Raw genomic sequence first — 14,001 nt, forward strand, 5'->3', positions numbered from 1 at the left:
TCCGTGGCAGAGTGCGCGTCACTTTCGCGCAACCCCTGCGCTGCGCACGCGCTGGCCAATGCTGCATGCTGCATGAGGGACGCCCGGCCCGGACCACCGGTGCCACGAACCCGGCAAGGAGAGAAGCGATGGCTGCCACGTTCCCGGAGACCTCCCTCAGCACCGAACGCATCGTGCTGCGCCCGTTCGAGGAGGAGGACGTCCCCGCGCTCGTGGACATGATGAACGACGAACTGGTGCGCGCCTGGACGAGCGTCCCCGCCCCCTACACCGAGGCGCACGCCCGCGACTGGGTCACCAGAGGCGCACCGGCGGAACGCACGGAGGGCAGGGGCATCGTGTTCGCCGTGGCCGAGCACCTCACCGGCCGCCTGGTCGGCACCGTGCACCTCAGCCACACCGACTGGCGGTGCCGCAACACCGAGGTCTCCTACGTCACCGCGTCCTGGGCGCGCGGCGAGGGCTACGCCCCCGAGGCCGTCCTCGCCGTCGCGCACTGGCTGTTCGAGGAGCAGGGGTTCGAGCGCCTCGAACTGCGCACCGCCGCGGGCAACACCGCCTCCCAGCAGGTCGCCCAGAAGATCGGCTGCATCAGCGAGGGCGTGCTGCGCAGCGCCTGGCCGCTGCGCGGGCAGGAGTCCGCGGACGGCCCGGCCGGGGAGGACGGCGCGTCGGGCGCCTCCGGGCCCGGCCTGCGCCGCGCCTGCTCGGGGCCGCGCACCGACCTCATCGTCTGGAGCCTGCTCCCGGAGGACCTGGAGGGCGTCACCAGGACCGGCGCGTCCGTCGGCTGCGCCACCGGCGGCGAATGGCCGTGACCCGGCGGGCCCGCCCGCCCTCGGCCGGGGAGGCACCCGCGCGGACCCCGGCGCGCTCCCGGTAGTCTCCCGGGGCGGCCCCCGGGTGACCCATCCGGGCCCGGCCGCCCGCACCTGACGCCAGGACCAGGACCAGGACCAGGGGAGAAGCGAAGCGACATGGCCGACCGGGTCACAGTGATCGGGTGGGACGGCTCCCCGCTGTCCGCCGCGGCCCGCTCCGCGCTCGGCGCCGCCACCCTCGTGGCCGGAGCCCGCCACCACCTCGCCCTGCCCGGCATACCCCCCGCCGCGGAGCGCGTCCTCGTCGGCAGCCTGCCGCTCGCCGCCCGCAGGATCGCCGAGCACCGGGGCGCCGCCGTGGTGCTCGCCGACGGCGACCCGGGGTTCTTCGGCGTCGTCCGCGCGCTGCGCCGCCCCGAGTACGGCCTCGAGGTGGAGGTCGTGCCCGCCGTGTCCTCCGTCGCCGCCGCCTTCGCCCGCGCCGGGATGCCCTGGGACGACGCCAAGGTCGTCGTCGCCCACCAGCGCACCCTGCGCCGCGCCGTCAACGTCTGCCGCGCCCACCACAAGGTCGCGGTCCTCACCGCCCCCGGCGCCGGCCCCACCGAACTGGCCCTGCTCCTCGACGGAGTGCACCGCACCTTCGTCATCTGCGAGGCGCTGGGCACCGAGCGGGAGGAGGTGTCCGTGCTCACCTCCGACAAGGTCGCCGACCACATCTGGCGCGACCCCAACGTGGCCATCGTCATCGGCGGCAACGTGCCGCAGACCGGCTCGGCGACCGGCGGCTGGCTGGCCGGGCAGTCCACCGACTTCCCCGGGCCGCGCGGCTGGGCGTGGCACGACGAGCACTACGGCGTGCCGGACCGGCGCGGCCCCGGGGCGGGCGGCGGCTCCCTGGAGCGGGCCCTGGTGCTGGCCAGGCTCGGCCCGCGCGCGGGCGACCTGCTGTGGGACGTCGGCGCGGGCAGCGGCGCGGTCGCGGTGGAGTCGGCCAGGTTCGGCGCCGCCGTCATCGCCGTCGAACGCGACGAGGCCGCCTGCGGCCGCATCGACGGCAACGCCCGCCGCCACGGCGTGCAGGTGCAGGTGGTGCACGGCCGCGCGCCGCAGGCGCTGGAGGACCTGCCCGAGCCCGACGTGGTGCGCGTCGGCGCCGGGGGAGCGCCGGTCGTGGCCGCGTGCGCGTCCCGCAGGCCGGAGCGCATCGTCGCGCTGGCCGCCACCCAGGAGGAGGCCGCCGGGCTGCGCGGGGTGCTGGAGAGCGCCGGGTACGTCGTCGAGACCGAGCTGCTCCAGTCCGCCCGGGTGCTGCCCAGCGGCGAACGGGCGGGCGCCGCCGCGTCGTTCGCGGTCTGCGGCGAACGCGACTGACCGCGGCGGGCGGCGTCGCCCCGGGAATCCGGACGGGGTTCGATCAGGCTGGCGAACGCGGTCCCGGGTGGCCGGGTAGGCTGGCAGACCGTTGTGGCGTGATGCGGGTGGTTCCGTGAGCTCTCCGCTCCGCGGGAGCGGAGGCGAGCGGGTGGCGCGGTCGGCACCGCGCCGGCGGCGCGATCGACACGGTGCCGGCGGCGCGATCGACACCGGCGCCGGCGGCGCGCGGTCGGTGTCGCCGCCGGCGGTGCGCGGTTGGCCACCGCCCCTGTCCCGCCGCGAGAATGCGGTACGTCGCCGGGCCGGTCGTGCCGGTTGCCGTGCGCGATCGTTCTTCCATAGGGCGGCGTGCCGCTGATCGCGCCACGGACGTGCGCCGCCGGTGCACGGGGGTTGGAGGGAGTAGAACGGATGGGCGAGGGGTACGCATGACTGACACCGGCCACGTCCCGGACGGAGCGATGCCGGAGAGCGCGGGCGGCGACGCGGGAGCGCGTATCGACGAGCAGCCCGACTCCGTGGCAACCGGCTGGGGAGCCGAGCCCCCCGCCTCCCCCTACGCGTACCTCGACCAGACCGCGGTGACGGACGAGGACGACGACCTGCTGCTCATGCCGGGCCCGCAGGGCTCCTGGACGGAGTCCGTCCCGCTGCGCACCCACACCCCGCCGCCGGTGGCGCCCGCACCCGAGGCCGTACTGCCGCACGAGGCCGCCCCCATGGGGCCCATGCCGCACGCGCCCGGGCCCGTGGTGCCCGAGCCCGCCGGGTACGAGCAGCCCGCGGTCCACGTCCCGCACCAGGCGGTCCCGCAGGCCCCGGTGGCCGAGCCCGCCGCCGCGCAGCCGCAGCCGCCCAGGCGTCCGCTGCGCGGCGGCGGCGGCCCGGCGCCGGGCGAGGGCCCGGCGACCACCACCGTCTCCGTGCGCTCGCTCGCCGACCGCGGTCCGCAGCACGCGGCGCCCCCGGCGGCCGAGTACGCCGTCCCGGCTTCCGCGCAGGTGCCGCCGCAGTCCAGGGCCGAGCCGGTGCGGGTCGTGCCGATCCCCGCCCAGCAGGGCACGGTGACGGGCCGCCAGGCTCCGCCGCCCCCCGCCCCGCAGGCACCCGCGCCCGAGCCGGCTCCGGTGCAGGTCCAACCGGAGGAACCGGTTCAGCAGACGGAGCCGGTGCCGCCGGCGGAGGCCGTGGCGCCGGTGGAGGTCCAGCAGGCGGAGCCCGTCCAGCAGGTGGAGCCCGCTCCGCCGGCGGAGGCCGCGATTCCGGTTGAGGTCGCGGTTCCGGTGGCGCAGGTCCAGGCCGAGCCGGCCCAGCCCGCGGAGCAGGCGCCGTTGGTGGAGCAGGCGCCACCCGCGGAGCAGGTCCAGGCGGCGGAGCAGGTCCAGGCCGGGGCGGCCCAGCCCGTGGAGCCTGCCGTGCCCGCGGAGCAGCCCGCGCCGGAGCAGGCCGCGCCGGAGCAGGCCGCGCCCGAGGCCGCCGCCCCCGAGGCCGCCGCCCCGGAGCAGGCCGTCGCCGAGGCGGTCGCTCCCGAGCAGGCCGCGCCCGCTGCCGCGCCCGCCGAGGCACCGGTGCAGCCGGAGCAGCCCGCGGCGGTGGACGAGGTGCCCGCCGAGGTGCCCGCCGCCCAGGAGCAGCCGGCGCAGGCGCCGCCCACCGAGCCGGAGCAGCCCGCCCCCGCGCCCGAGCAGGCCGAGCAGCCCGCCCCCGAGCAGCCCGTGCCCGCCGCCGGTGCCGTGCCGGTGCCGCCCGCCCCCGAGCCGGTGCCCGCGCCCGCCGCGGAGCAGGTCCCGGCGCCGGCGGCCGTCCAGCCGCCTTCGTCCCGGACGGACTCCTTCCTCGCCGACCACGACCCCGAGGCCCTCGCGGCCCCGGCCGCCGAGGCGGCGCCCGCCGGGCAGGCCCCGGTGGAGCAGCCCGCGGTGGAGCAGGCCGCGGTGGAGCAGGCGGCGCCCGGGCAGCCCGTCCCCGGCCCGTCCCCCGAGGGGCAGCCGTCCGTCGAAGAACCGTCAGCAGGCCAGCCCGTGACGGCAGAGCACCAGGAGCCGGAAACGTCCGCCGAGGCCCCCGCACCGCCCCAGCCCGCCGTCGAGGCCGAGGTCGAGCCGCAGCCCCAGCCGCAGGCCGCCGCCGTCCCCGAGCCGGAGCCCGCCCCCGCGGAGCCGGCCGCCGCTGCCCCCGAGCAGCCCGAGCCCGAGCAGCCCGAAGCCGCCCGGCCCCAGCCGGAGCCCGCCGCGGCCGCTCCCGAGCCGCAGCCCGCGCCGGAGCAGGCGGCGCAGGAGCAGCCCGCGTCCGAGCAGCCCGCGCCCGAGCAGCCCGCGCCCGAGCCGCCGGTGGCGGAGCAGCCCGCCCCGGAGCCGCCGGTGGCGGAGCAGCAGCCCGCGCAGGAAGGGCCCGCCGAGGAGCCCGTCCAGGAGCAGCCCGCGGCGGCGCAGGAGCAGGCCGAGGACGCCGAGGAGCCCCAGGAGCCCAAGGGCCCGCCCGCACAGGGCTACGACCCGGAGGTGCGCGAGGCCGTGCACCGCGTCATCCGGGAGCGCCGGGACATCCGCAACGGCTTCCGCCAGGACCCGATCCCGCACGAGGTGCTGCTGCGCGTCCTGGAGGCCGCGCACACCGCGCCCAGCGTCGGCCACTCGCAGCCCTGGGACTTCGTGGTGATCCGCTCGCCTGAGACCCGGCAGAAGATGCACGAGCTGGCCGCGCGCCAGCGCGCCGAGTACGAGGCGTCGCTGCCCAAGGGCCGGGCCAAGCAGTTCAAGGAACTGAAGATCGAGGCCATCCTCGACACGCCCGTCAACATCGTGGTCACCGCCGACCCCACCCGCGGCGGGCGCCACACCCTCGGCAGGCACACCCAGCCGCAGATGGCGCCGTACTCCTCGGCGCTGGCCGTGGAGAACCTGTGGCTCGCCGCCCGCGCCGAGGGCCTGGGCGTCGGCTGGGTCAGCTTCTTCGACGAGCGCGAGATGGTGCGCGAGCTCGGCCTGCCCGAGCACCTGGAGGTCGTGGCGTACCTGTGCGTCGGGTACGTCGACGAGTTCCCCGAGGAGCCCGAGCTGATGCAGGCGGGCTGGTCCAAGCGCCGCCCGCTGTCGTGGGTGGTGCACGAGGAGGAGTACGGCCGCCGCGCCCTGCCCGGCGAGGCCCCGCGCAGCCTGCTCGACGAGACGCTGCGCGGCATCCGCCCGCTGGACGCCAAGGCGCTCGGCGAGGCGTGGGAGCGGCAGAAGCGGATGACCAAGCCGTCCGGCGCGCTCGGCATGCTGGAGATCATCTCCGCGCAGTTGTGCGGCCTGTCCCGGCAGTGCCCCCCGCCGATCCCCGAGCCCGCCGCGGTCGCGGTGTTCGCCGGCGACCACGGCGTGCACGCCCAGGGCGTCACCGCCTGGGCGCAGGAGGTCACCGCCCAGATGGTGCTGAACTTCCTCGGCGGCGGCGCGGTCGTCAACGCGTTCGCCACCCAGGTCGGCGCCGAGGTGTGCGTGGTGGACGTCGGTGTCGCCGCCGACCTGCCGACCGTCGCCGGGCTGCTGCCGCGCAAGGTCAGGGCGGGCACCGCGGACATCACCGTCGAGCCCGCCATGACCCGCGACGAGGCGCTGCGCGCGATCGAGGTCGGCGTGGAGACCGCCCGCGACCTGGTGGCGGCCGGGAACAAGGCGCTGCTCACCGGCGAGATGGGCATCGCCAACACCACGGTGTCGGCCGCGCTCATCGCCGTCTACACCGGCGCCGACCCGGCCGAGGTGACCGGGCGCGGCACCGGCGCCAACGACGAGACGCACTCCCGCAAGATCGAGGTGGTGCGCCGCGCCCTGGAGCTGCACCAGCCGGACCCGGCCGACCCCATCGGGGTGCTCGCCGCGGTCGGCGGCCTGGAGCACGCCGCCATGGTGGGCCTGATGCTGGGCGCGGCCTCGCTGCGCACCCCGGTGATCCTGGACGGCGTCAGCGCCGGCGCCGCGGCCCTGGTGGCCCGGGCCGTCGCGCCCGAGGTGCTGGCGGCCTGCATCGCCGGGCACCGCAGCGCCGAGCCCGGCCATGTCGCGGCCCTGACCAAGCTGGGCCTGCGTCCGCTGATAGACCTCGACCTGCGCCTCGGCGAGGGCACGGGCGCCCTGCTGGCCCTGCCCGTGGTGCAGAGCGCGGCCCGCGCCATGCACGAGGTCGCCACGTTCGACTCGGCCGGGGTCACCGAGAAGTCGTAAACCGCTCGGAAGCGGCCCGAAAGGGACCGCGACCGGCCATTTCCCGGGGCCCCGTGCGCGCGGGGCCCCGGCGTTGCCTACCGTTGACGTTCGACAGCGACGTCACACGGTTGCCGGCGCCGCCACACCGACTCGGACGGCGAGCCGCCCGCCCGTCGCCCCACCCGCCCGCCCGTCGCCCCACCCGCCCGCCCGTCGCCCCACCCACCACCCCAGGGCGAGCCCAGCGACGTCGGGCTGGGCGGGGGCCCGGGTGCCGGCGGACCGGGCCGCACCGGCCCGCCCGCGGCCGCGCAGGAAACCCTCACCCGCCCGTCCACCAGGCAAGGAGCACCACCATGCCCGAACGCCCCGCAGGGTCCCCGCCCCCGTCCGGTGAGCCGCCCGCCTACCCGGTCGGGCTGCGCCTGTCCGGCCGCCGGGTCGTCGTGCTCGGCGGCGGCCAGGTCGCCCAGCGCCGCCTGCCCGGGCTGCTCGCCGCGGGCGCCGACGTGCTCCTGGTCTCGCCGTCCGCGACGGCCGCCGTCGAGGCCATGGCGGACGCGGGCGAACTGGCCTGGGAGCGGCGCCGCTACCGCCCCGGCGACCTCGCCGACGCCTGGTACGCGCTGATCGCCACCGACGACCCCGAGGCCAACGCCGCCGCCTCCGCCGAGGCCGAGCGGGAGCGCGTGTGGTGCGTGCGCAGCGACGACGCGGACGCGGCCACCGCCTGGACCCCGGCCACCGGGCGCAGCGAGGGCGTCACCGTCGCCGTGCTCACCGGCCGCGACCCGCGCCGCTCCGCCGCCGTGCGCGACGCCGTCGTCGAGGGCCTGCGCGACGGCACCATCGCCGCCCGCCACCACCGCGTCCGCCCCCCGGGCGTGGCCCTCGTCGGCGGCGGCCCCGGCGACCCCGACCTGATCACGGTGCGCGGCCGCAGGCTGCTCGCCGAGGCCGACGTCGTCATCGCCGACCGGCTCGCCCCCCGCGAGCTGCTCGAGGAGCTGCCCCCCGGCGTCGAGGTCGTCGACGCCTCCAAGATCCCGTACGGGCGGGCGATGGCGCAGGAGGCCATCAACCAGGCGCTGATCGAGCACGCCAAGGCCGGGAAGTTCGTGGTTCGGTACAAGGGCGGCGACCCGTTCGTCTTCGGCCGGGGCATGGAGGAGGCCCTGGCCTGCGCCGAGGCGGGCGTGCCGTGCACCGTGGTGCCCGGTGTGACCAGCGCCGTCAGCGTCCCCGGCGCCGCCGGCGTCCCGGTCACCCACCGCGGCGTCGCCCACGAGTTCACCGTCGTCTCGGGACACGTCGCGCCCGGCGACCCCCGCTCGCTGGTGGACTGGGCGGCGCTGGCCCGACTGCGCGGCACCCTGGTGCTGCTGATGGCGGTGGAGCGGATCGGCGCCATCGCCGCCGCCCTGGTGGAGCACGGCCGCCCCGCGGACACCCCGGTGGCCGTGGTGCAGGAGGGCACCACCGCCGGCCAGCGCCGCGTGGACGCCACCCTGGCCACCGTCGCGGACGCCGTCGCCGAGCACGGGGTGCGGCCGCCCGCGGTGGTGGTCGTGGGCGACGTGGTCGCCGTCGGGCCCTGACCGGGCCCGACGCGGCGATCGCTACCGGCGGGTATCCCGGCATTGGCAGTGGCGGTGGGGCACGGCAGGATGGGCGGCGTGGCCGAGTTGATTGAGATCGATGACCCGGACGACCCGCGCCTTGGCGACTACACCCGGCTGACCGACGTGGAGCTGCGGCGCCGCCGCGAACCCGCTGAGGGCCTGTTCATCGCCGAGGGCGAGAAGGTGATCAGACGCGCCAGGATCGCCGGGTACCAGATGCGGTCGATGCTGCTCTCGGCCAAGTGGGTGGACGTCATGCGGGACGTCATCGACGAGGTCCCCGCCCCGGTGTACGCGGTCACCCCCGAGGTCGCCGAGCAGGTCACCGGCTACCACGTGCACCGCGGCGCACTGGCGTCCATGCGCCGCCGGCCCCTGCCGGCCGCCGCCGAGCTGCTGGTGGACGCCCGGCGCGTCGTCGTCCTGGAGGGCGTGAACGACCACACCAACCTGGGCGCGATCTTCCGCAGCGCCGCCGCCCTCGGCATGGACGCGGTGCTGCTCTCCCCGAACTGCGCCGACCCGCTGTACCGCCGCTCGGTGAAGGTCTCCATGGGCGCGGTGTTCGCCGTCCCCTACGCCCGCCTGGAGGACTGGCCGCGCGAACTGGAGACGGTGCGCGACGCCGGGTTCACCCTGCTCGCGCTCACCCCCAGCGAGAAGGCCGCCCCCATCGACCAGGCCGCCCCGCACCGCTACCGGCGCTGCGCCCTGATGCTGGGCGCCGAGGGCGAGGGCCTGAGCACCCGCGCCCTGGTCGCCGCCGACGAGTGGGTGCGCATCCCCATGGCGCACGACGTGGACTCGCTGAACGTGGGCGCCGCGGCGGCCGTCGCCTTCTACGCGGTGGCGCACGGCGGCGCCTGAGGCCGCGCCCGGCCGCGCGCCCCCGGCGTGAGCCGGTGCTCAGGGCACCAGCAGCACCACCGTCTCCGCCACGCACGCGGGCTTGGCGCTGCCCTCGATCTCCACGGTGTGCCGCACGACCGCCTGCTTGCCCTGCGGCACGTCCCGCACCTCCACCAGCTCCGCCACGTCGCGCACCCGGGAGCCCACCCGGACGGGGGCCGGGAAGCGGACCTTGTTGGTGCCGTAGTTGACGCCCATGCTGATCCCGTCCACCCGGAGCAGTTGCTCGGAGAAGCGGGGGATCAGGGACAGCGTCAGGTACCCGTGCGCGATGGTGCCGCCGAACGGCCCCCCGGCGGCCCGCTCCGGGTCCACATGGATCCACTGGTGGTCACCGGTGGCCTCCGCGAAGCCGTCCACCTGCTCCTGCGTGACGGTGTGCCATTCGGTCGGCCCGAACGTCTCTCCCTTGGCGCGGGCGAGCTCGTCCAGTCCGTTGAAGATGCGCATGGCGGTCTCCGGCGTGGGTCGGGGCACGTTACCGATGGGAAACCTACTCGCGGGTCCGGCCCCGGCACCAGGGGACCCGCGTCCCGCACGGCCGGGAGTCCACCGGGAGGCGGCAGGGAAGCTGCCGGGAGGCGGTCAGGAGTCCGCCGCGTCGAGCTCCTCGAACGTGCCGTCGGCCAGCGGCACGTACGCCGTCAACCGCGCCGCGCCCGGCGAGCCGCGCTCCGGGCGCTGCTCCCGCACCACCGCGCCCCGCGCGATCCGCCACCGGTACTCCGCCCCCGGCGTCGCCGGCACCACGTGCGAGGCGACCAGCACCGGACGGCCGCGCCGGAACGCGAACAGCTCCACCAGGTGCTCCCGCACCGGCCCCGCGCCCCGGGTCAGCACCACCACCTGGGCGGGGGCGCCCTCGTGGGCGGCGGGCAGCACGCGGTCCAGGATGACCCGGTCGCCCTCCGGGCCCTTCATCCGGCCCTCGCGCAGCGGCAGCGGCGAGCCGCCGTCCGGGTCGGCGTAGCGGTGGTTGTACCAGTCCACGCGCGGCGCCTTCGCCACGGGGCGGGTGAGCGTGAGCGTGGGCGTGGCCCCGGCGCGCCTGGCCTCGGCGGGCGGCGCCACGTTGCCCTGCGGCGCGGGGCTGGCCGGCGCGGACCCGCCCTCGGGGGAGGGGGTGCGGCCGGGCGAGGCGGGCGGCCCGAGGCCGTTGCCCCCGTCGGGGCCCTGGCAGCCCTGCGCCAGGGCGATCCCCAGCGCGGCGAGCAGGGTGACGGTGACGAACACCACCAGGCGCTGGCGCATCATCCTGCTGTTCCGGCCCCGCGGGCGGGCGGGCCCCGGCCGCCGCCGCTCCTGCCCGGCGCGCGGCCTGCCCTGGCCGGTGCCGCGGTTCGGGGCGGGGGTGCGCGCGGACGGGCGGGACGGCACGGTGCCGGGCGCCGTGCGGGGGCCGGAAGCGCCGCGCGTCGGCGGGGGAGTGGCGCGCCGCTCCTCGGTGCGCTGGCGCGCGTACCCGTCCGCCCGGCGCCCGGTGGGGCGCTCCGGCGGTGACGGGAGGCCGCGCACCGGGTCAAGGCCCCGGGCCTCGCGCGCGTGGATCTCGCTGAGCCGCTCGTGCAGTGAGGCGGTGCTCGGCCGCTCCTTGGGGTCCTTGGCCAGGCAGGAGGCGATCACCAGCGCCAGGGACTCCGGCACCCGGCGCAGATCGGGCTCCTCGTGCACCACCCGGTACAGCATGACCTCGGAACTGCCGTGGCCGAACGGCGAGTCGGCGGTTGCCGCGTACGCCAGCGTCGCCCCGAGCGCGAACACGTCCGTCGCCGGGGTGACGGCGGCCCCGCGCACCTGCTCGGGCGCGAGGAACCCGGGCGAGCCCACGGCGGTGCCCACGTGGGTGAGCGTGCTGGCGCCGGTCGCCCAGGCGATGCCGAAGTCGATGATCCGCGGGCCCTTGGGGGACAGCAGGATGTTCGACGGCTTCAGGTCGCGGTGCACCACCCCGGCCTCGTGCACGGCGAGCAGGCCCTCGGCCAGGGCCGCGCCGATGCCGGCCACCTCTGCGGCGGGCAGCGGCCCGTCCTCGCCCACCTTGTCGTACAGGGAGGGGCCGGGGACGTACTGGGTGGCCAGCCACGGGCGCTCGGCGTCGATGTCCGCGGCCACCAGGCGGGCGGTGCAGCCGCCGCGGATCCGGGAGGCCGCCGACACCTCGCGGGCGAACCTGGTTCTGAACTCCGGGTCCTCGGCGAGCTCGGCGCGGATCAGCTTGAGCGCCACCCGCTGCCCGCGCCGGTCGGAGCCGAGGTACACCACGCCCATGCCGCCAGCCCCGAGGCGCCGGTGCAGCCGGAAGGAGCCGACGACACGCGGATCCTCGCGCCGGAGCCGCATCATCGCCATGTCCGTCCCCTACCTCCGGTGGCATGGCCCGCCCCCTGCCTCCGGCACACCTGCGGCTGGGTAGGCCCCTTCCTGCCCGTACGTCTGACGAGCCACAGCTTACGGACTGCTCCGCCCGGTGTGCTGATACGCAACGCCCGCTCGGCACGGGGATTGTCAGTGCCGGGTGGGATCCTGAAAGGGCTGGGCACACCGGACGGGCAACCGCTTCCGGCAGGCCGATCCGTGCCCATCGGCCCGTCGCCTAAGGGGGTTTGACGGAGTGAAGGGTGACCGCGTCGAGATAGTGGTGGACGCCGGCGACACGACGAGGACCTACGAGGTGGTGGCGACCAAGGCGGGGCGCCGGGTGGAGACGGCGGTGCGCAGAGGGGTCGTGGAGGTGAGCGAAGTCACGCGCAGCGGCACGGTGGTGCGGACCGCGAGGTTCATGGCGAACCGGGTGCTGGCGCTGGTGGAGCAGCCGATCCCGGGCGGGCCGGCCGACGAGGAGGAGGCGGCCGGGGCGGCCTGACGCCCCGGCGGGCCCGGGGGGCGGGGTGCGGCGCGGGACGGGGGACCGGGCCGCACCCCGGGCCACCCGAAACGGTGACCCGAGGCGGCGATCAGTCGGATCATCGGGCGATCGGTGGGTCATATGAATAACAGGCCCTGGCCAAGCCTCGAACCCACGCCCCCGAGCCCACACCGAGGAGTGGCGCGCCGCGCCGGCGGACACCGGCGCCACCGGTCCCGGTGTCCGCCCCGCCACCGGCCGGATCCGGGCATGTCGGGCGCCCTCTCGGGGAGATCCCCGGGAGCCGGGCCGCCGTCTCCACCCAGGGGAGTACGCGCGGGGCCCGCCGGTCATCCCACGGGAGGCCGTGAAGCGGTACGAGGGCATGACGTGCCGCCCGCGGCGCCCGCCCTAGCCTTGTGGCCACGCGGTGGGCGGCACTCGTCCCCCGGGTTCCCGCCCGCCGCGTCCAGGCCGGATCCGCGCGGACTGAAACCGCACGAGACGGAAAGAAGGAGAACCGACGGATATGACCGGACGGACCGCGAACCGAACGCGGAGCAGGACCGCCGCCGCGTTCGGTGACAGTTCCTCCGGCACCCGGCACCCACTGGTGGCGACCGCGATGGTCCTGCCGCTCGCGGTGCTCATGGCCGTCATGTTCGGAGGCTGGGAACAGGTGGTCACTCAGGCGTCGTCCGTCGCCGGGATGATGGGGCGCTGACAGACGCCCCCGAGCCCGGTGGAGCGGACCGGGCACGGCGAAACCGGTAGGCCCCGTGGGGACGGGGGTGCGACGGACGGCGGGCGGCCCGGCATCTGGACACAGGTGCCGGGCCGTCCTTGTACGGTGACGTGATGAGCGGTGAACTGGCGGCCGAGCTGGCCCGGGAGCTGGGGGAGGCGGGTGGCCGGGCCGCGGTGCTGGCCGACCGCCCCGACGGGGTCGTGGTCCGCGCCGGCCGCCTCGTGGCCAAGGCGCACGCCGCCGACACCGACGTTCCCGCGCTCCGGGCGCGGCTGCGGATTGCCGCCGCGGAGCCGCTGCGCGGAGTCCTGCTCGCCCCCCTGCCGCGGCAGCGGCCCCCGCTGCGCGGCCGCCCGGTCACGCTCTGGCCGTACGGCGAACCCGTCGCCGAGGACGCCCCGGACGCCGTCCCCTGGGAGGAGGCGGGCCGGCTGCTGGCCCACCTGCACCGGGTGGCGCCGGACGCGCTGCCGGGCCCGGTCCCGCCGATGCGCGGCCCCGCCAAGGTGGCGCGGGCGCTGACGCGGCTGCGGGCGGCGGGCCCGTCCCCCGCGGCGTCCGAGGTGCTCGCCGCCGCCGCGGGCCTGCCCGGGTGGGTGCGCGGCGAGGAGCCGGCGCCGTCCGCGGCGGCGCTCACGCACGGGGACTTCCACCTGGGCCAGCTCGTCCGCGTCCCCGCCGGGCACTGGCTGCTCATCGACGTGGACGACCTCGGGCTCGGCGACCCGTCGTGGGACCTGGCGCGCCCCGCCGCCTGGTTCGCGACGGGACTGCTGCCCGCCGTGGCCTGGCACCGCTTCCTGGCCGCCTACCGGGCCGCGGGCGGCCCCGCGGTGCCGCCGGACGGCGACCCGTGGACCGCCCTCGACCTGCCCGCACGCGCCCTGACGGTGCAGACCGCGGCCCTGGCCGTGGCCAGGGCCGGGCGCGAGGGGCGGCCGCTCGACGACGTGGATCTCACCCTGGTGGACACGTGCGCGAGGATCGCCGGACTGGCCCGCGGGTCCACCGTATTGTGAGGCGTACCGCCGACCGGGCGAATCCGGCGGCGTTCGATGCGCTGAGGAGTGATGTCGCGTGCAGTGCCCGAAGTGTCATGGGATGATGCAGACCTACAACCGGAGCGGTGTGCACATCGAGCAGTGCGGCAACTGCCGGGGGATCTTCCTGGACTACGGGGAGCTCGAGGCCCTGACCCGCCTGGAGTCGCAGTGGACCCCCCAGGCGCCTCCCGCCGCCGCCCCGCCGCCCAGCTACCCGGCCCACGGCGCCCCGGTCCACGGCGCCCCGGTCCACGGCGCCCCGGCCTGGGGCGCGCCGCACGGCGGCCACCGCGGTCACCACGGCCACCAGCGCAGCCTGGGCCGGATGCTCTTCTCCTCCTGAGCACCCCACTTCGGGGTCCGGCCCCCTCCGGGGAGCGCCGGACCCCACGGCCCGGCGCCCGCACCCGGCGGCCCGGGACCGGTCCGCATCTCCCGCGCCACCG

Annotated in this window: 10 protein-coding genes and 1 pseudogene; 9 read left to right on the forward strand and 2 right to left on the reverse strand. The window is 77.3% G+C overall.

Features of this window, described 5'->3' with window-relative positions; translation table 11 throughout:
• Positions 1 to 128: 128 nt before the first annotated feature.
• From ACYVO2_RS09065 to ACYVO2_RS09085, 5 genes are all read left to right on the forward strand, one after another.
• Complete coding sequence (locus tag ACYVO2_RS09065) at positions 129 to 818, forward strand: GNAT family N-acetyltransferase (RefSeq protein WP_461007121.1); 690 nt, start codon at positions 129 to 131, stop codon at positions 816 to 818.
• Positions 819 to 977: 159 nt separating this feature from the next.
• A complete protein-coding gene (gene cbiE / locus ACYVO2_RS09070; RefSeq protein WP_461007122.1) occupies positions 978 to 2,195 on the forward strand; it encodes a precorrin-6y C5,15-methyltransferase (decarboxylating) subunit CbiE in 1,218 nt (405 codons plus the stop codon).
• A 431-nt stretch (positions 2,196 to 2,626) separates the two neighbouring features.
• The gene (cobT, locus tag ACYVO2_RS09075; RefSeq protein WP_461007123.1) at positions 2,627 to 6,406 is read left to right on the forward strand and encodes a nicotinate-nucleotide--dimethylbenzimidazole phosphoribosyltransferase; all 3,780 of its coding nucleotides are present in this window, start codon (positions 2,627 to 2,629) and stop codon (positions 6,404 to 6,406) included.
• Positions 6,407 to 6,744: 338 nt separating this feature from the next.
• Entirely contained in the window at positions 6,745 to 7,986 is a 1,242-nt protein-coding gene (gene cobA, locus ACYVO2_RS09080; RefSeq protein WP_461007124.1) for a uroporphyrinogen-III C-methyltransferase, read from the forward strand.
• Positions 7,987 to 8,064: 78 nt separating this feature from the next.
• Entirely contained in the window at positions 8,065 to 8,877 is an 813-nt protein-coding gene (locus ACYVO2_RS09085) for a TrmH family RNA methyltransferase (protein ID WP_461007125.1), read from the forward strand.
• A 39-nt stretch (positions 8,878 to 8,916) separates the two neighbouring features.
• On the opposite strand, the gene ACYVO2_RS09090 is transcribed toward ACYVO2_RS09085, so the two are convergent.
• Complete coding sequence (locus ACYVO2_RS09090; protein ID WP_461007254.1) at positions 8,917 to 9,369, reverse strand: MaoC family dehydratase; 453 nt, start codon at positions 9,367 to 9,369, stop codon at positions 8,917 to 8,919.
• Between the two features lie 669 nt (positions 9,370 to 10,038).
• Positions 10,039 to 11,268, reverse strand: a pseudogene (locus tag ACYVO2_RS09095) (serine/threonine-protein kinase); the annotation flags it as partial.
• 262 nt (positions 11,269 to 11,530) lie between these two features.
• Here ACYVO2_RS09095 and ACYVO2_RS09100 point away from each other — a divergent pair.
• The 4 genes from ACYVO2_RS09100 to ACYVO2_RS09115 all read left to right on the forward strand — a co-directional run bounded on the left by ACYVO2_RS09100 (position 11,531) and on the right by ACYVO2_RS09115 (position 13,898).
• The gene (locus tag ACYVO2_RS09100; RefSeq protein WP_461007126.1) at positions 11,531 to 11,782 is read left to right on the forward strand and encodes a hypothetical protein; all 252 of its coding nucleotides are present in this window, start codon (positions 11,531 to 11,533) and stop codon (positions 11,780 to 11,782) included.
• A 511-nt stretch (positions 11,783 to 12,293) separates the two neighbouring features.
• Positions 12,294 to 12,488 carry a hypothetical protein gene (locus ACYVO2_RS09105; RefSeq protein WP_461007127.1) on the forward strand — a complete coding sequence of 65 codons (195 nt, stop codon included), beginning with the start codon at positions 12,294 to 12,296 and terminating at the stop codon, positions 12,486 to 12,488.
• A 134-nt stretch (positions 12,489 to 12,622) separates the two neighbouring features.
• On the forward strand, positions 12,623 to 13,531 hold the full coding sequence (locus tag ACYVO2_RS09110; RefSeq protein WP_461007128.1) for a phosphotransferase family protein: 909 nt from the start codon (positions 12,623 to 12,625) through the stop codon (positions 13,529 to 13,531).
• Between the two features lie 58 nt (positions 13,532 to 13,589).
• Positions 13,590 to 13,898, forward strand: a complete 309-nt coding sequence (locus ACYVO2_RS09115) for a TFIIB-type zinc ribbon-containing protein (RefSeq protein ID WP_461007129.1) — start codon at positions 13,590 to 13,592, stop codon at positions 13,896 to 13,898.
• Positions 13,899 to 14,001: the final 103 nt, after the last annotated feature.

The organism is Streptomyces capparidis (genome assembly GCF_054782095.1).